The sequence below is a fragment of the Tenacibaculum jejuense genome (assembly GCF_900198195.1).
In the GTDB taxonomy this organism is placed as follows: Bacteria; Bacteroidota; Bacteroidia; order Flavobacteriales; family Flavobacteriaceae; genus Polaribacter; species Polaribacter jejuensis.
Genome location: NZ_LT899436.1, coordinates 317,556 through 335,496 on the forward strand (window position 1 = coordinate 317,556; position 17,941 = coordinate 335,496).

The window sequence follows — 17,941 nt, forward strand, 5'->3', positions numbered from 1 at the left end:
CAATGAGTAGAATCACTAGAGAAATACAAAATGCACCTTTACCAGAAATGGTAAAAAGCTTAGGTATTGGTATAGCACAGGCTCAACAAGCTTTAGATAGAGTTTCTATGGAATTAGCTAAAGAGCTTGTAACGACCAAAATTGAAATGGGAGGAGAAGAGTATAGCCTATTAGCTTTAGGTTTTACGCCAACCTTTTATCAATATGTTGATACTTTTTTTGAATGCAAAATGTCGGTATCAATGATGGAATCTAGAGAGTTTGGTGCTTCAGTATCTGTAGAAGCTGGATTTAACGTAGGTTTTGCAGCGGTTACAGCATCTGTTTCTGCTAGTTACTCTCAGAAATATCAATATTCGGCAGAAGCAAGTTCATTAATTCGAACAAAACTAGTCACTGTTCCCAATCCACCTGTATTTGAACAGCGTCTACAAAGTTTGATTGAAGCTGAATTAGAAAGTAAAAGAAATCCAATTACAACTACCAATTCATAACTATGGCTAAACATTGGAAACAGTTTGTAAAAAAGGAAAAAACTTCAGAAGTAAAAGAAGAGTTGAATTTTAAAACTCTTCTTTCCTCTGAAGGGAAAACAACTTCAGAAAAGTCACTTGAAGATGTTGTTGGCTTTAACTCTAGTTTAAGATCCTTGCTAGATGAGCAGAAGGAGTTGGAGAATAAAATGGCAGAACTAACAGGGAAAAAGGATAAATCTAGTACAGATAAAAAGTACAATCATGAGATAAAAACAATAGATCAAAAAAGAAAAGCAGAACGACTAGAAGAGAAGAAAAAGTATAAAAAAAGCAAACGGGAAGATAGATGGATTGTTGAAGGATCTCATCAAAAAAAAGATAAAAAGAGTCAGGTTTTAAATTCGTTTAAAAATGATTTTAAGAAAAAGAAGGAAGGTGTTATTCAATCTAAAAAAAAGATAGATGATGCAAAATTGCAGATTGAAAAACTAAAGAAAAAAACAGGGATCACGCCAGTATCTATAAAAAATAAAGAGAAGAATTTAGAAACTATTATAGGTAAAGTTAAAGCAGTAAAAAAACAAGTGGAAACATTGAAAAAAAAGCCTAAGGCATCATTTTTTAATGTAGATCCAAAGATAAATTCATCTATAAAAAAGAGACAAGATGTAGTTATAAAAGAATTTTTGCAAAAAAAGAAAGCTGTGAAAAACATATTGGATGCTGAAAAGTCAAAAAAAACAAAAGCAGAAGGTTTCAAGAACACAGTTAAAACAGTAAAAAAAGTAGTAAACACTTATCAAGACATAAACAAAACAAGTAAGAAGGTATCTAAAAGTTTTCAAGATTTCTCTAAAAGACTAAATACGGTCGATTTAAATAATATGAGTAAAAAGAGTACTCAGGGAACCGAAATTATAAATTCGATAGATACACAATCAAATAAAGTAACAGAACTGTTTAATACTGCTAATAAATATTTAGATAAAACGAAGGTAATTGGAGTTTTTCAAGAAAAAAATAAAGTAGAAAATACAATTAACAACCTAGAAAAGAAAACAAGTAATGCTTTCGATTTTGATTTTATTCAAAGTAAAAAATCAAAGCAAGAAGAAAGTCAGAGTTTTAGTGTAAATAATCAGAAACTTACAGTGGATTTAAACACGATCAAAAAAGTAAAAAAAGGAATAGAAACCTTAAAAGATTTAAAAAATAAAAAAGATAGTTTTTCATATTAAAAACGAACCAAATGAGCTCAGTTAATAACGCATTAACCCTAAAACAAATATTATTAGGGATTTCCGACAGCTTAAATGAAGCGCAAAATCACCTCAGAAATGTAAAACCTTACGATGAGTTTGGAAGACCAAATACGTTGTATACTTTACCTTATTTAGATTTTAACCTTCAAGTAGAGGCAGAATTCGAAAAGGAAACTAGTACAGAAACCCAACAATCAGATGCACTAAGTCCAGTTTCATACCCTTATGAATCGTATCCTAAAAAAGGTTATGCAAGAGCAATTGCTTTTAAACCTGTAGTAAATACAACTACAGATACAAAAGAAACAAATAAAGTTACGAGTACCATTTCAGGCAGATTTGTAGCTGTTGTTCCTAACGAAGGATTGCCTCAACTGATTATAAATGCAATACCAAAAAAAACAGGAACTCATGTGTACACTATTAATGTAGAGGTTATTAATGCTGCTGGAGAACAGATTTCAGACGCTTTAGTAGAGTTTAATTACAATAAACAAAAAACAGATCTTTTAAATTCAAATGCTACATTAAATCACACCACTTCATTTTTAAATGCTAGTGAAATAAGAACTGACGTTAATGGAAAGGCTGCTGTACAAGTTAAAGTTGATGCTGTAGATTTTGCTAATGGTCATATTCTAATTTTAGAAGTGAACGTAGGAAATGTAATTACCAAAATTTCAATACAAAAATAGGTTATGGATATAGAATTAGATTTTATACAGTTTCAAGGTCAGTTATTTAATGCTGTAAATAAACCTGTCAAAGAGTTGCCAGTGGCAATTCAGTTTTACAATACGAATATTCATTCTTGGATTACCTTAACCTCTTTAATGGTAAAAGAAGGAAAACTAAGTCAAGGATTAGAAATTCCAGATAGAATTTCAACTTCAAACCAAACAATTAGAGCGGTAAGAGAGGTTTTGAGATCTGGTGGAGTTCCGTCATTTAGACTAATTAAAGTAACTAAAGAAACTTCACAACCACTAGTCATTGCATCAGATTTCAATGTGCAAATTGATAAAAATAAAGGTGTTTTGATTTTAAATTTTGGTAGACATTGGTTGTTAACAGATGCTTTCGTAACAAATGTAAAAACACATGCAATTATAGCTTCACCAATTCCTTTATTTAAAGCTAATGCCATAATTAACACGCTAGAAAGTGAGAAAGATACCTTAACTGCATCAAACAAAAATTTAGATAAACAAATTACCAATCTAAATGATAAAACAGCAATTTTAGAAGAAGAGAAAGAAAACCTTATGAATGAAATGAATGAGGTTAAAAATGAAACAAAAGAAAAAGAAATTTTATTTATTGAACTTAACAATAATGTTACCCAATTAAACTCTGATTTAAGTAAGGAAATTGAAAGCAAACAATCATTGATAGATGCAATAACAGTTTCTGAAGGACAAAATTTAGAGTTGAAGAATCGAATTAAAGAATTAGAAGCTGAAGGGAATGTGATGTTGGAAGAAAAAATAGTTCAATTGGAAGATCTATTGAAGGAAAAACAAAGAGAAAAAGAGGAACTCATAGAAGAAAGAGAAGCTTTTTTATTCAATATAACGAAACTTCAAAACGATATTAGAGATCATAATAAACTATTAACAGCAAAAAATACTGAATTAGAAAGAAAACAAACTTTAATTACAGGTTTAGAACAAAACATTCAAAAACTAACTAAAGAATTAGAAGAAGTCAAAGCTTTTAATAAAACAGATCATCCTAATAAATTATCTGCTAGTAAAGTTTATGGAAGTATAGTAAATGATGTAATTAAAGCAGATGAAGAATTATTAAACTCGAAATTTAAATTGGCAAATGTTTCTTTGAATTTAAAAACTACTGTAGAAAAAGGACCAGAAGGAACTATGCTAGGACTTTTAGATTTTGAAACAGCTAAAGGAATAAACGGAGCAGCAATTAGTGATATTAGTATAGATATCGTTCCTAATCAAAATTCTGTAACTACTGTCGGTGAAAAAATGCCAAATGTTTTAGGATTAACAGAGACAGCTACGAGAAAAAAATTATCAGAATACGGACTAAAACTAGATGCAATTTATCATCCAACAAATGATGCAAATTTAATAGAAGGACAATCTTTTAAACAATCACCAGCACCAGAAGCAAATATTGTAGAAGGTCAGGAAGTAGTTGTCATTTTCGCAAAACCATTAAACTAAAAAATTATGTCAAGCAATTCATACGATTATGTAAAAGATGCCTTTGCAGCACCTTTAGGAGATTTTATAGCTTCAATTGGTGAAGGTGTAGGAGAAGCACAAGCAGCTTTAGATGAAGGTTCATTACGACAAACATTAGAGATTTATAATAGCAATCCAGATGAATCTCATGAAACATTAAAAATGTTAAGAGAGGTTGGATATCAACCAACATTTTATACCATACCTAAAACAACCGCAAAAGCAAAAATTTCACTATCTATTTCGCAACAAAATACCGGAATTATTGGTCAAAGCCAACGTGCTTTCCGACCTAAAATGTACGCAACACCAGTAAATGCTTCTAACCATAATAAGTATAACATGGGATTAAATGCAACAGCAGAAATTCAGTTTGACATTGTTCCTGTACCTCCATCAGATGCACAAATAATTCGATTTTTACCAAACGTAATACAAAAAGAAATCATAAATGATGATGGTGAAAAAAGTAATAAAGACAGAACTTTTGGTGAGATTAGAGAGTTGTTGTTAAACTACGGATTATCCTATACAATCCAAGGAGAAACTGAAGATAATCCAGTAACAGATGAAACAATCTTTACAGCTCAAATTCCAAGTTTTGATCCAGATAACAAAAGAATGATTAGAGCTAACGATACTCTAGTTTTGGTAATGTAAGATTTTTAAAAAAATAAAAAGACAGATAACAAATCTGTCTTTTTTAGTTTAAGATTTTTCAATTCACCTTTGTTATTTATGTTTGCAAATGAATATCAGATTGTATGGAAAACGTCATTAAAAAAATTGCAAAAGCAAAAGAATTACACAGTAGTTTGCTAAGTTTAAATAATGAAGGATTAAGAACTATACCCGATGAAGTTTTTGAACTAGATCATTTGATAAATATCCTAAAATTGGTGTTGTAGATTTAAAGAATAAAGAATTACCTAAAGATCATTACAAACAGGTTCCTTACGAATTATCTGAAAGATATGAATTGGTGGATCCCAGGTGGGAAAAAATGCGAAAAAGGTTCAATAAAAACTAAACACGTTTAATCACATTTGTAACTATTCCCCAAATCACAAAATTATTTTCTTCAGTGATTTTAATAATTGGGTATTCCGGATTTTCAGGTTGTAACCAAACTTCGCTACCATCTACACGAAGTCTTTTTACAGTGAATTCTCCATCTAAAAAACAAACGGCAATTTTATTATTTGTCGGTGGAATACTTCGATCGATAACCAATAGATCGTTATCATCTAAACCAGCACCAATCATCGATTGTCCACTAACACGAGCAAAAAAAGTAGCTTCTTTATTGCGTATTAATTCTTCATCTAAAGAAATTCGCGATTCCTTAAAGTCATCAGCAGGAGAAGGAAAACCAGCAGAAATTCCAGTATCAAAGAAAATAGCACCTTTACTTTCTGTGCTTTTCGGACTAAAGAATGTTAATGTTACACTCATTTTACAACTATTATATCGTTAATGTTTGTTGTGTATTTAGGAGTTAATCGTTCTTGACGCATTTTCCAAGTTCTCTGTAGATCTTGGCTAGCTAATTTAACACTATTTGACTTATATTTCTGATTAATAAGATCAATAGCATTCATAAGAGGTTTATGTTTAGGATCTTCTTTGGTAAATAAATCGAGCTGAAAGTTATCTTCAGGAACTAATCCTGTAAGAATTACGCCTGCTTTTTTATATTCAATTCCAGGCTTAAAAATAGTTTTAACAGCTTCAATAGCACACTTGCTGATAGTTAATGAAGAGTTTGTTGGGTTAGGCAAAATAACAGTTTTACTTACCCGATGTTGTTCAAGATGATGTTGATGTTTGTTACTACGCAGTAGCACAATAACCATATGACAACTGCTCTTCTGCTTTCTTAATTTTTCTGCACAATGAGTTGCAAACGTAGAAATTCGTTCCTTAATGTTTTCAATATCAGAATATGTATATTCAAAACTACGTGTAGTAGCAATTGCTTTTTTATCTTTCTCTTCATCTAATTCCATTGTAGGTTTTCCCAGTAAGTCTTGTTGTAATCTCCAAACAACAATAGAATATTTTTTACGAACCATTTCACTATCCAATTGTGTAAAATCATAAGCTTTTATGCAACCCGCAGCTTTTAATTTTTTTTGAAGTCCGCGACCAATTCCCCAAACTTTTTCAATAGGCATCCATTTTAAAGCTTTAATTCTTTTTTCTTCAGAATCAATAACATAAACACCACCAGTTTCCTTAAGGAATTTTCGAGCAATTTTATTCGCAACTTTACTTAAAGCTTTGGTTGGAGCTATACCAACACACGTTGGAATTCCAGTCCATTGTAAAATACGATTTCGAATTTGATTTCCATAGTCATCTAAATCATAGCTTTCGAAACCTTTAAATTGAAGAAAAGCTTCATCAATAGAATAAATTTCAACATCAGGAGTAAATTGAGCTAAAATTTTCATCACTCGATCACTCATGTCTCCGTACAACGGATAATTAGAAGAAATCACTTTAATGTTGTGTTGTTTGCAATAGTTCTCCCATTTAAAAATTGGAGCTCCCATTGGTAAACCGATTGTTTTAGCTTCATCACTTCTAGAAATTACACAACCATCGTTATTACTTAAAATAGCCACAGGTTTGTTTTGCAAGTTCGGATTAAAAACTCGCTCGCAAGAAGCATAAAAATTATTACAATCAACTAAAGCAAACATTAGTGCAAAGATAAAGAATATTAAGCTTTATACTCTAATATATCAGAAGGTTGACAATCTAAAGCTTTACAAATTGCTTCAAGAGTAGAAAAGCGTATAGCTTTGGCTTTCCCTGATTTTAAGATAGATAAATTAGCAGTAGTAATACCTATTTTCTCAGCTAAATCTTTACTTTTCATTTTTCTTTTGGCAAGCATTACATCAAGATTAACGATAATTGGCATAAGTTAAATAGTTAAATCGTTTTCTTGTTGAAGTACATTTCCTTTCACTAATACATAAGATATGAATTGTATGAACAGAGCAATCAAAAATATTGGTAATTTCTGCTTTATTATAGTGGCCGATGCATAACCTAAGTTATATCCAAGGTTTACAGCAGGATCATTAGAAAACCTTATTTCATTAAGTCCTAAAAAGCCTCTAAAGAAAATTTCCAAAACAATAAGAACTGTAGCATAAATAATAAGTCCGTTTCCAATCTTTTTTAATCGATCACAATTTTCTGGAGTGAAAATAGTATCATTAATAAAGTTTGAGATAACAGTTTTAAAACTAAATAAAAGGTATAATAAATATAAACCTAAAAGTATTACAGTAGCCAAAAAGAAATGATAAAGATTAGTGTTAAAATGATCTGTAAGTTGAATTTTAAATATTTCTATTTTCTGGCCTCCATTTACAATATGTTGAATGAAGTGAAATACTTTTCTTACAGAATCTATAGATAAACTAATGATAAATAATAAGACAATAATTTTTAAAAGGTTCAATGCAGTTTTCAAAGCAAAAATTTTTATAAACTTCTCAAAAATATAAATAATTATTGTTTTTCAGTAATTATTTATTGTTTTTTAATTATAAAAAGTTTTGAAAACTAAAAACTACAGATAGTAAATTTACTGTTTGTTTTCCTTATTTTTGTCTCTATGTCGAAAAAATTAAAAATTGATGGTATAGATAAAATTATCATCAAAAGGTTAGTAAAAGACGCAAGAACTCCTATTTTAAGTATAGCAAGAGAAGTTGGAATTTCCGGAGCTGCTATCCATCAAAGATTACGCAAATTAGATGAATCTAATCTGATTGATGGATACAAAATGGTTTTAAACCCCGAAGCTTTAGGATATACAACAACAGCCTTTGTTGGTATTTTTTTGGAGTCTGCAAGTCTGTATTCATCTGCGATAAAACGTTTAAAAGATATTCCAGAAGTTGTAGAAAGTCACTACACAACTGGGAACTACGCAGTATTTATTAAAATTATGTGTAAAAATAATCAAGATTTAATGCACCTGTTAAATAAAGATATCCAATCTATAAAAGGAGTCTCAAGAACAGAAACATTCATATCTTTGGATCAACAAATAGATCGACAAATAAAAATTTAAATCCCTATAATGAACGAATTTATCGAATACTTTAAACTAGGATTATTTCATGTTTTAGATATCAAGGCATACGACCATATTCTTTTTTTAATTGTTCTAGCAGTTGTTTATCAATTTAAACAATGGAAAAAAGTATTGTGGTTAATTACATTATTTACCATTGGTCATTCCATAACATTGGCCTTATCTGCTTTTGGAAAGATTAATGTAAGAGCAGATTTAGTTGAATTTTTAATTCCGTTAACCATTTTTATTACAGGGTTAATGAATGTATTTACTGCTAGAAAGGCTTCAGTAGGAAAAGAAAATCAAAACTTATTTTTTGCATTGTTTTTTGGATTAATTCACGGTTTAGGATTTTCTAACTACTTTAAAATGATGGTAAGTAGAGGAGAAGATAAATTGGTTCCATTATTAGAGTTTGCACTAGGAGTAGAAGCTGCACAAGTAATTATTGTAGCATTAATATTAATAGTTGGTAGTTTAGTACAATCTGTTTTTGGTGTAAATAGAAGAGACTGGATTTTGGTTGCATCATCAATCGTAATTGGTTTTGCTTTGCAAATGATGATTGATCGTGTTTTTTGGTAAAAATTAACGTGAAAAACTTAATTTTCTCCGTATTTTAGCTTTCCTATGACTTTAACAAAAAAAGAATTAAAGTACGCTAAAGCTTATTTGAAAATAGCTGAAGAATGGGCTCAACTTTCTTATTGTCAGCGTAAAAAAGTAGGTGCAATTATTGTGAAAGATCGTATGATTATTTCAGATGGTTACAATGGTACGCCTACAGGTTTTGAAAATGTATGTGAAGATGAAGATGGTAAAACCAAATGGTCAGTTTTACACGCAGAAGCAAATGCAATTTTAAAAGTAGCTGGTTCCACACAAACATGTAAAGGAGCTACGTTATATGTCACTTTATCTCCTTGTCGAGAATGTAGTAAGTTAATCCATCAATCAGGAATTACAAGAGTAGTATATTCTAATAAGTACAAAGATATTTCTGGATTAAAATTTTTAGAGAAAGCTGGAGTAGAATTGATTTATTTACCGAATGAATAAAAATTATTTGCCAATATATTTTGCAATAGCAGTAACCTTTGGAATTTTAATTGGTTACTTTTTTAATGGTAATTCTTCACGGCTAAAAAGAACTTCTGCAAACGAACAAAAAGTAAAACGATTAATTAACTTTATTCAGCAAGACTATGTTGATGATGTTGATACAGATGAGCTATTAGATGGAGCAATAGCTGAAATGCTTACCAAGTTAGATCCACATTCGGTTTACATTCCTAAAGAAAACTTACAAGCTGTTACGGAAAGTATGCAAGGTAATTTTGTAGGTATTGGAGTGCAATTTCGTTTAATTAACGATTCAATAACTGTAATTCACCCTATGGAAGGTGGACCTAGTATAAAAAAAGGAATTTTAGCTGGAGACAGAATCTTAATGGCCAATAACGATACGTTATACGGAAAACAATTAAGAAATGGAGAAATTTTAAAAAGATTAAAAGGAGCTCCGAACTCACAAGTGAAATTACAAGTATACCGAAAGTCTAATGATAGTTTGTTTGATGTAACCATAGGACGAGGTAGAATTAACATAAAGAGTGTAGATGTAGCCTACATGTTAAATGATAGTATTGGTTACATTAAGCTAGATCGCTTTGCTCAGAATACTTATCGAGAATTTAAAACTTCTTTAGATAACTTATTATCTGAAGGAATGACTGATTTGGTTTTAGACTTAAGAGGAAATGGTGGAGGATTTATTCATATTGCGAATAAAATAGTTGATGAATTTTTAGAAGACGATAAACTTATTGTTTTTACAAAAAATAATGGAGGAGAGGTTGTTGAGTCTTTTGCTACAGAGAAAGGTTCGTTTGAAGAAGGAGGTTTATATGTCTTAATAGACGAAAACTCAGCTTCAGCATCTGAAATTGTAGCTGGAGCATTGCAAGACAATGATAAAGGAACTATTATTGGAAGAAGATCTTTTGGTAAAGGATTAGTTCAAGAAGAAATGGATTTAGGAGATGGGTCAGCAGTACGATTAACTACAGCACGTTATTACACACCTACAGGAAGATCGATACAAAAACCATATAACATAGGATTAGAATTAAAAGATTCAAATGCTTTACAAAAAAGTGTTAATTACGGAGACGAAGTAGAAAGCCGTTACAGAAACGGAGAGTTATTTAGCAAAGACAGTATTAAATTAATAGATAGTTTACAATACAAAACTCCTAAAGGAAAAATTGTTTACGGAGGTGGAGGTATTGTACCAGATGTTTTTGTTGCAATAGATACTTCAGCATATTTACCAGCAATTTTCTTTTCACCAATGAATGATTTTGCTTTTAATTATGTAGATAATCATAGAAATGAACTGAACAAGCTATCGTTTGATGAGTTTGTTAATGAATTTGATAAAGACAGAAAAATATCAGATCGCTTTTTTGATCAAGTAAAAGATATTAGAACATCTACAAAAACAAAAGAGAAGTTAAGGAAGTTATTAAAGATTAATATCGCTAGAGAGTTATTTAATGATGAAGGTTGGTATCGACTTAATCATTTAGATGATAAAATGATAAAACAAGTTCTCGAACTAGAGAAAAAATAAAATAAAAGCTCGCTATAAAGGCGAGCTTTTTTATTCAATTATATACTAGATCTAGAGCTAATGTTTGATTCGATAATGTTTTCGATTGTATCAGGTATGTTTTCAAAGAAATCATATCCAGTAAGGTTTTCAATGGTATCTACAGAAGTTAGGTATTGTCTCCAGTTAGATGATACATTCTGATTGTTAGGAATATTAACAGCTATTATTTGTGTATTTGTAGTTACTCTATTAATATCGTCAGTTCCATTAGGTAAAATCAAGGCTACTTTCCAGAAAGAACCAGGAACATTAATTCTTCCGTTACTAAGGTTTTCACGATATCCTCTACTTCCAGAGCCACCTGTACCGATAATACCAGCAATAATATGTATTTCATTTCCGTTATTCACTAAAGAACGTAAATGTCTTTCTAATCCAACCCAAGGTCTAGTATTGTTTCTAGGAGCTTGAGGAGCCATATTAGTCATGAAAAATGTATTTGCGTTTTCTTGACCAGTTACTGTTCGATCAGCAGACGGACAAATATGTCCTCTATGAAATCCCGAACTCCTGTATTCATTATCTCCAATTCTTTTAAAGTTGCTTGGTAACGAATTATCTTGTTGAAAGCAATTACAACGTCCTCTACTACCTAGCCAGTCTGCATTTAAATGCCAACTAACCCAATTTGGAGTTCCATTTTCATTATTGTAGGAAAGTGTAAATTCTGGTTTAAAAAGGAAATAATTATTAGGATCTGTTGTGTTGGCATTAGAAGGGTTTCCAAATGTTAAGTTGCTATCTCTTCCTGCATTGTCATTTCCATTATTTCCGCCACCATTAGCATCGGTTACAATTTCGAAATTATCAATATTAATACGATTAGAACTGCCTGAAATTTTTGAGACACCATAACGTACACTTCTATCTTCATTAACTTCAAAAGAAACTGTGTTAAGTGTAGTAGAAGTGGTATTTACCGTTTCTCCAACTGTGATCCAAGAATCTCCATTATCATAAGAAGCCACTAATTGCCAAGAAGAATTATTATCATTTCCATATTTAGCATGACGAATACGTATTGTTTTAACACCGTTTTCCATGTTAAAGGCCATTAAAATATAACCAGTTTCTCTTAATCTTGCTGCTCTAGTTCCAAATTTTCTGTCCCTAGAACTAGTTCCAATTTTTCCATCACTAAAACTCCAGTTTCCAGACTGATTCAAATCTATAGTTGTTGTATTGTAAAAAAACTTAGACTTCGATTCAAATCCCTCAGTAAATCCAGTAACCCTTCTCGAGGTATAGTTATGTTCATGCGGGCCTTGGTTATCATAAAACTTAGTGTTTACCATAATTGAACCACTAATTTTTAAAGGTTCAGATATAGTATTTTCATTTTCTTGAATAATAATTTCGTCATCATTACAACTCAGAAGTAGGGATAATGATAATAAATAGATAAGATTTTTAAAAGGGGAAAATAATTTCATAATAGAATAATATTAGGTTAATAGTGGTTGCAAATCTATTTTTTCAACATTATTAAAAAGAGAACGAAAAGTTAATTCAATAGAAAAGAAACGTAAACGTTAAGAGTATAAACGATATGATTTGAAACGTGATATAGATTTGTTCTTGTTTTTTGAATTAAAATTATTATCTGAGTAACTTGTGTTTTTATTAAAAAAAAAAATGAAACTAAAATGTAACCTTTAAAAAAAGTGGAGGTATTAATAATAGAAACTAATCAAAACTACCAAACAAGTTGAAGCATTTAACTGACGAACAATTAATGAAGGCTGTAGCCAACGGAGAGCTAAATAAGCTGTCTGTTTTATTCGACAGATATCATGTTCGAATCTATAATTTCTTTCAGAAAATGACACACAACAAAATGGTAAGTGAAGATTTAACTCAAGAAGTTTTTATTAAAGTTTTAAAATACAGAAGCTCTTATAACGACGGTAATTTTGCTTCTTGGTTATATACAGTAGCAAGAAATATATTTTCGAGTTATTATCAAAAACAAAAAAAAGAGCGAAGTAATATTATAGAAGATGATTTTTTAAGCTCAGAAGAAAAACTTTTTACAGACTCAAATAAAGAAGACTTAGAACATTTACAACGTTCGTTATTAAAGTTGAATGCCAAAGACAGAGAGTTGATAGTTATGCACAAGCTTCAAGAAATACAATACGAACAAATTGCACAAATTGTAGGAAGTTCAGAAAATGCAGTCAAAGTAAAAACGCATAGAGCATTAAAAAAATTAAAGGAGATTTATTTTCAATCAATAAATACAGTAAGTAACAAAAATTAAAGTATGATGGAGTGTAAAGATGTACAAGAACAATTAATGGCGTATGTAATGAATGAAGTTGCTGAATCGGAAAGAGTAGCGATTGAAAACCATATTCAAACTTGTGATGCTTGTAAAACAGAGCTAGCAAATGTTCAATCTTTTTTAGATGTTATGAATGCTGTTGAAGAAGAACAACCAAGTAATAATTTAAAACAACGTTTTGAAACTGCTTTACAAGAAGAAATCAATAAGGAAGAAACGAAAGTTGTTGCATTAACACCTCAAAAAGAATGGAAAAGTTATCTACGAGTAGTAGCGAGTGTAGTGATATTAATTAGTGGTTATTTCTTAGGTAAATTATCTAATAATACATCTACCATACAACCAAACAAAGAACAGCAAGCTATATTTTCATTATTAGAAAATCAATCGGCAAGCAAACGAATTTTAGCGATCTCAAAAACGACAACGTATTCAGTAGAAGATACACGTATAATAGATGCTTTAATTAATAAAATGTTTGTAGATAAAAATACCAATGTTCGTTTAGCAGCTGTAGAAGCTTTAGCCAAGTTTTCAAGTTTAGAGAAAGTTCGAAATGCTTTATTAAAAGCGTTAGAAACAGATAAAGAGCCTTCGGTTCAAATAGAGTTGATCCAAGTTTTAGCAGAAATTCAGGAAAAAAGAGCGCTCGTTCCTATGAAAAAACTGTTAGATCGTGAAGAAACTCCAGATTATGTCAAACAAGAGTTAGCTTATAATATGCCGACTTTAATTTAATAAAATTATGAGAAAATTAATAACAATAGCAACATTGCTTTTAATGTCTGTAGCTTACGGACAAAAGAAAAGTTTTACTTACAAATTACAAGGGGTAAAAACAGTAAAAATAGACACTGATACAAAAGTAGTTATCACAGCTTTAGGTTCTAATGAATTAAATATAAAAGAAAAAAATTATAATGAAAATAGTCATTGTGGAGACTGTGATCATGATCAGGGAGGAAATCGTAAATCATTAGAAGAAAAAACAAAAGGTTTAAAAGCGATTTATCCTGGAGGTGAAGATAGTACTGATGGTATGGGGTTCTCTATTGAAAAATCTGGTGATGTTTTGAATGTTGTAGATTTATTATCGCACGTAAAACGTAAGAAATTATACATAACATTACCAAAAAATATAAATATCATTTTTGATACGCCAAACTTAGGAGCAGTGGAAGTAATAGGTTTTACATCTGAAGTTGAAGCAAAAACAAATGTAGGTGCTATCGTAATGAAAGATGTTACAGGACCAATTACAGTAAATGCTAATGCAGCAAATGTAAACATAGAATTTTCTAAAGTAAATCAAAGCTCACCAATAACTATTTTTTCTAATGTAGGTGAAATAGATGTAACGATACCCGAAAATACTAAAGCAAATTTAGATTTAAGAACTCGAGGAACCTTTTATACCAACTTCGATATAGAAATGCCTAAGAAAGATGGATTGCGAGCTGTTAGAGGAAGTCAAAAAATCTCAAGTACTCTTAATAATGGAGGTGTTCAGATTAAATTAAAATCTACAATGGGGAATATTTATCTCCGTAAGAAATAATACTACTTTATTTAGCTTAGAAAGCTAACCAAAAAACAATTATTTTTTTAAACTACTAAAAATGAAAAGAATACTTTTTTTCATAGGAATACTATTGACTTTTAGTAACCTATCAGCTCAGAAAAAAACAGAGATTAAGAATACAACTTCAGGAATAGAAACTGTAGAAGTAAATGTAAAATTTGCTCAGAATATTCAAATAAAAAATTGGAACAAGAAAGAAGTTTTAGTTACAGCTTCTGCTAATTTAAATGATAACCAAGACAACGAATATTTTTCATTAAAAAGTGAAAAGTTCGGTAGTACGTACCTAGTGAAGTCAGATTATGGAAGCTTCTTTAAAAAACAAAGAAAAATACTTTCAAAAACGAATAAGGATAAGGATTGTGAAAACTGTAACTACTGTAATTATCACAATGAAGTCATTGTTGATTACACAATTTATTTACCAGAAAATGTAGATTTAAAAGTAAAAAGTATTTCTGGAAACGTAACAGAAGTAAGCTATAAAGGAAAACTAACATTAGATTTAATCAGTGGGGATATTACTGTGAAGAAACATTCAAAAAGCATGAAATTGAAAACAATTAGTGGAGATATTGATGTATATATTGCCGACGCTCAGTTTAAAGCGCAAACTTTAACAGGAACTGTATATTCTGACCTAAATATAGACTTTGATAAAAGAAGAAGAAGAGATCCGCATCAAAAGATTAATGGTAAGGTAAAAAATGGAACCGCTTCTTTAGATTTAAAAACAATAAGTGGAAATATTTTCTTAAGAAAAATTTAGCTTAAATTATTATTTAACGGAATATTATTAAACGTAATCTTTAAGCTTTAAAATTACTGTTGTTTATATACAAATTCATTATAGGATTTTTATGAGAAATGAGTGTAGAAAGTGTTGCTTACAGATAAAAAAACCGAAATCAAATATGATTTCGGTTTTTTATTTTTAAAATATTTAATCTACTAAAAATTGTCCAAACCCCATGTTGATGCTATAATATTTTATGTACTTAAACCCAGTATATAAATTCATCTTTTAGCCAAAACATGAATATAAATTGTAATCTAAAAAGCATATAAAAAAGTCAGTTGCTAGCAAAATATTATACCTTAATTACAAGAATTATTTTCAATATTTATGTTAATACCATCGGTAGTGTTTATTTTAATGCATTCTAGATTGTTTCCTGTAACATTAATGGTATTATCTTTAATCGTTAAATTTTTACAACCAGTATCTAATCTTATACCATTAGAGCTTGTTGATGTAATTGAATTATTGTTGATTTTTCCGTTTTCAGAATTTACAATCCTTACGCCTCCTTGAGATATTGTGTTTTCAATAAATTCAAAACCATGAGTTTTACTAAAGCTGGAAGTATTTTCTGAAGTTATTATATTGTTTGCTACAATTAACTTAAAATTTTCTTGTCCACTCTTCTCATTTACATTTACAAACTTTAAAGGAGTTCTTGTAACTTTTATAGTATTTCCTTTTGATTCTCCACCAACAATAACATTATCCATATACTCAAGATTAGGATGACTTACAATACCATCACTATTTTCTTTAGAACTTGTTATGATATTGTCATATATTTTTGCATTCCTGATCGTTGTTATCCTGAGTCCAGTTTTACAATTCGTTATTTTATTAGCATAAACCTCTAAATCCTTATTACTAACAGTCATTCCAATAGCATAATTTTCAATAGTATTACCATAAACCTTACCATTGTAATTGTCATCATATCGATCTGCTCTACCAGCAACTATTGCTGTACCGTTATTTATATTTTTATAGGTTGTAGCAATAATTTCATTGTTTCTAATAATTGTACCTATAGATGTAGAGTAAGAAATAGAGTTTTCAAATTTATTACCTTCAATAGTAACCCTATCACCCGTATGAACTGTTACAGCTCCAACACGACTTCCGTTTTCAGTGTTATTTTTAATAAAAATATCTTCAGCTATTTCAGAAATACCTCTAGGATTTCCATGTCTAACAGCTTCTACATCAATAGCAAAACCAGGGGCAATACCTGTAGATTTATTTGTATGAATACTAGCATCAATAAAATCATTTTTTTCCACAGTAATATTTCTTCCGTCTGTAATAGAAATGTGGTTACGCCTACTTCTCAACATTATATTATTAGTAATTAAAACATTATCACAATACGTGTAATGAGGATCAAAAGAATGTCCATAGGCGTGGACGTCTATGGCATCGCCTGTAGCATCTTCAAATCTAATGTTTTTAAAAACTGAGTTTTTGGTACCTGTTATACGTAAAAGATGTCCCCATTCATGCGTACTATTAATTGTCGTATAATCATGACTATCTCTATCTCCATGTAAAACACCACCATCAATTGTAACATTACTTGCTGTAAAAGTTGCTAATAATGTAGGTCTTATAGCAGCATTAGGTTGCATTCTTAAATGTGTATTGTTAGTCATTTTAAGTGTAAAATCAGAAGGAACGTTAATAGCTGCTTCAGAAGGTAAAATATCAGGTTCATCAACATTAAAAAAAGCATCCATCTTGTCAATTTTGAATATAGAAGCTCCTAAACTTTTAATAAAAGTCATGTTATTTTCTAAAATGTCTCTGTTTGTTCTAGAAATCTCATTAGTTGTAACTCCTTCTACAATTCCCCATTTAGAAGGAATAAAATCGAATTCATTTTTGGTAAGTTGTATATCTCCTTGAATTGTTAGAGAATTGTTTAAAAGAGCACCATCAATTTTACCATCTTCAGTAAAATTTAAAGTTCCGTTTTCGATTTTCCCTTCATTGAAAAGGATTGTTATGGCTTTGGGAAGATTAATAGTTTTTCCCTCTAAATTTAGAGAGCAATCAATACTAATGGTTTCTCCTTCTTCTGCATTAGATAAATCAAAATCACATGGTGTATTAGAGGAAATATCTGGCTCTTCAGGTATCGGATTTTCAATAGGTCCTTCAATAGTATCTTTACTACAAGAAAAAAGAGAAAGTAAAGAAAATAGTATTATAGGGATTATTTTTTTCATCTTTATTCAATAAACTGTAAATGATTGTTTGTAATAATATATCTATTTTTCTAATAGAAATAATTGTAATACTCTAAAAATCAAATCTAGTTTTTTTGATTTGCTTTAGAAGTATTAATATATTTTAGTCTACATTAGATTTAAATTTGCTAGTATAAGTACTATAATCGATTTTCGTGATAAATGTTCGGTACTATCAATACTATCATAGTTTTAGATAAGATTATAGGAATAATATACACATTGATAGACTCAGTAGCACCTTCTTTTAGAAGCTATTGTAAAAAAAGAATTAGAAGGGATTAC

20 protein-coding genes are annotated in these 17,941 nt (G+C 30.0%); 14 read left to right on the forward strand and 6 right to left on the reverse strand.

All coding sequences use genetic code 11. From position 1 onward, the window contains the following. Positions 1-2 precede the first annotated feature (2 nt). The 6 genes from AQ1685_RS01500 to AQ1685_RS01525 all read left to right on the forward strand — a co-directional run bounded on the left by AQ1685_RS01500 (position 3) and on the right by AQ1685_RS01525 (position 4,862). Positions 3-494 (forward strand): hypothetical protein, encoded by a 492-nt coding sequence (locus AQ1685_RS01500; RefSeq protein ID WP_095068973.1) that lies wholly within the window; start codon positions 3-5, stop codon positions 492-494. 2 nt (positions 495-496) lie between these two features. After that, entirely contained in the window at positions 497-1,714 is a 1,218-nt protein-coding gene (locus tag AQ1685_RS01505; RefSeq protein ID WP_095068974.1) for a hypothetical protein, read from the forward strand. Between the two features lie 11 nt (positions 1,715-1,725). After that, the gene (locus AQ1685_RS01510; RefSeq protein ID WP_095068975.1) at positions 1,726-2,433 is read left to right on the forward strand and encodes a hypothetical protein; all 708 of its coding nucleotides are present in this window, start codon (positions 1,726-1,728) and stop codon (positions 2,431-2,433) included. A 3-nt stretch (positions 2,434-2,436) separates the two neighbouring features. Further along, positions 2,437-3,933 (forward strand): PASTA domain-containing protein, encoded by a 1,497-nt coding sequence (locus AQ1685_RS01515; protein WP_095068976.1) that lies wholly within the window; start codon positions 2,437-2,439, stop codon positions 3,931-3,933. A gap of 6 nt (positions 3,934-3,939) precedes the next feature. Further along, positions 3,940-4,614, forward strand: a complete 675-nt coding sequence (locus tag AQ1685_RS01520) for a hypothetical protein (protein ID WP_095068977.1) — start codon at positions 3,940-3,942, stop codon at positions 4,612-4,614. A 104-nt stretch (positions 4,615-4,718) separates the two neighbouring features. Beyond that, positions 4,719-4,862 carry a hypothetical protein gene (locus tag AQ1685_RS01525; protein ID WP_157730043.1) on the forward strand — a complete coding sequence of 48 codons (144 nt, stop codon included), beginning with the start codon at positions 4,719-4,721 and terminating at the stop codon, positions 4,860-4,862. 118 nt (positions 4,863-4,980) lie between these two features. Here AQ1685_RS01525 and AQ1685_RS01530 read toward each other — a convergent pair whose 3' ends face one another. The 4 genes from AQ1685_RS01530 to AQ1685_RS01545 are packed head-to-tail and all read right to left on the reverse strand — an operon-like array spanning position 4,981 to position 7,447. Further along, positions 4,981-5,409, reverse strand: a complete 429-nt coding sequence (locus tag AQ1685_RS01530; protein ID WP_095068978.1) for a LexA family protein — start codon at positions 5,407-5,409, stop codon at positions 4,981-4,983. Continuing rightward, a complete protein-coding gene (locus tag AQ1685_RS01535; protein ID WP_095068979.1) occupies positions 5,406-6,662 on the reverse strand; it encodes a Y-family DNA polymerase in 1,257 nt (418 codons plus the stop codon). The genes AQ1685_RS01530 and AQ1685_RS01535 overlap by 4 nt, the downstream gene beginning before the upstream one ends. A gap of 20 nt (positions 6,663-6,682) precedes the next feature. Next, positions 6,683-6,886, reverse strand: coding sequence for a helix-turn-helix domain-containing protein (locus AQ1685_RS01540; protein WP_095068980.1), 204 nt, complete (start codon positions 6,884-6,886; stop codon positions 6,683-6,685). Between the two features lie 3 nt (positions 6,887-6,889). Continuing rightward, positions 6,890-7,447 carry a DUF2975 domain-containing protein gene (locus tag AQ1685_RS01545; RefSeq protein ID WP_157730044.1) on the reverse strand — a complete coding sequence of 186 codons (558 nt, stop codon included), beginning with the start codon at positions 7,445-7,447 and terminating at the stop codon, positions 6,890-6,892. Positions 7,448-7,591: 144 nt separating this feature from the next. On the opposite strand from AQ1685_RS01545, the gene AQ1685_RS01550 reads away from it, so the two are divergent. From AQ1685_RS01550 to AQ1685_RS01565, 4 genes are read left to right on the forward strand one after another with little or no spacing between them, the layout of a single operon-like run. Then, positions 7,592-8,053 carry an Lrp/AsnC ligand binding domain-containing protein gene (locus AQ1685_RS01550; protein WP_095068982.1) on the forward strand — a complete coding sequence of 154 codons (462 nt, stop codon included), beginning with the start codon at positions 7,592-7,594 and terminating at the stop codon, positions 8,051-8,053. 9 nt (positions 8,054-8,062) lie between these two features. After that, the gene (locus AQ1685_RS01555) at positions 8,063-8,644 is read left to right on the forward strand and encodes a HupE/UreJ family protein (RefSeq protein ID WP_095068983.1); all 582 of its coding nucleotides are present in this window, start codon (positions 8,063-8,065) and stop codon (positions 8,642-8,644) included. A gap of 45 nt (positions 8,645-8,689) precedes the next feature. Then, positions 8,690-9,118 carry a deoxycytidylate deaminase gene (locus tag AQ1685_RS01560; protein ID WP_095068984.1) on the forward strand — a complete coding sequence of 143 codons (429 nt, stop codon included), beginning with the start codon at positions 8,690-8,692 and terminating at the stop codon, positions 9,116-9,118. After that, entirely contained in the window at positions 9,111-10,694 is a 1,584-nt protein-coding gene (locus AQ1685_RS01565; protein ID WP_095068985.1) for a S41 family peptidase, read from the forward strand. The genes AQ1685_RS01560 and AQ1685_RS01565 overlap by 8 nt, the downstream gene beginning before the upstream one ends. Positions 10,695-10,732: 38 nt before the next feature. Here the strand turns inward: AQ1685_RS01565 and AQ1685_RS01570 are convergent, their stop codons facing one another. Continuing rightward, positions 10,733-12,169: a DNA/RNA non-specific endonuclease gene (locus AQ1685_RS01570; RefSeq protein ID WP_095068986.1), complete on the reverse strand. Its 1,437-nt coding sequence runs from the start codon at positions 12,167-12,169 to the stop codon at positions 10,733-10,735. A 275-nt stretch (positions 12,170-12,444) separates the two neighbouring features. Here AQ1685_RS01570 and AQ1685_RS01575 point away from each other — a divergent pair, with 275 nt between their 5' ends. The 4 genes from AQ1685_RS01575 (at position 12,445) to AQ1685_RS01590 (ending at position 15,374) form a co-directional block, all read left to right on the forward strand. After that, positions 12,445-12,999 carry an RNA polymerase sigma factor gene (locus AQ1685_RS01575; protein ID WP_157730045.1) on the forward strand — a complete coding sequence of 185 codons (555 nt, stop codon included), beginning with the start codon at positions 12,445-12,447 and terminating at the stop codon, positions 12,997-12,999. 6 nt (positions 13,000-13,005) lie between these two features. Continuing rightward, positions 13,006-13,761, forward strand: a complete 756-nt coding sequence (locus AQ1685_RS01580) for a HEAT repeat domain-containing protein (protein WP_162288543.1) — start codon at positions 13,006-13,008, stop codon at positions 13,759-13,761. Between the two features lie 7 nt (positions 13,762-13,768). Then, a complete protein-coding gene (locus AQ1685_RS01585) occupies positions 13,769-14,581 on the forward strand; it encodes a DUF4097 family beta strand repeat-containing protein (protein ID WP_095068988.1) in 813 nt (270 codons plus the stop codon). A 61-nt stretch (positions 14,582-14,642) separates the two neighbouring features. After that, positions 14,643-15,374: a DUF4097 family beta strand repeat-containing protein gene (locus AQ1685_RS01590; RefSeq protein ID WP_095068989.1), complete on the forward strand. Its 732-nt coding sequence runs from the start codon at positions 14,643-14,645 to the stop codon at positions 15,372-15,374. A 329-nt stretch (positions 15,375-15,703) separates the two neighbouring features. Here AQ1685_RS01590 and AQ1685_RS01595 read toward each other — a convergent pair whose 3' ends face one another. Further along, positions 15,704-17,635, reverse strand: coding sequence for a right-handed parallel beta-helix repeat-containing protein (locus AQ1685_RS01595; protein WP_095068990.1), 1,932 nt, complete (start codon positions 17,633-17,635; stop codon positions 15,704-15,706). Between the last annotated feature and the right edge of the window lie 306 nt (positions 17,636-17,941).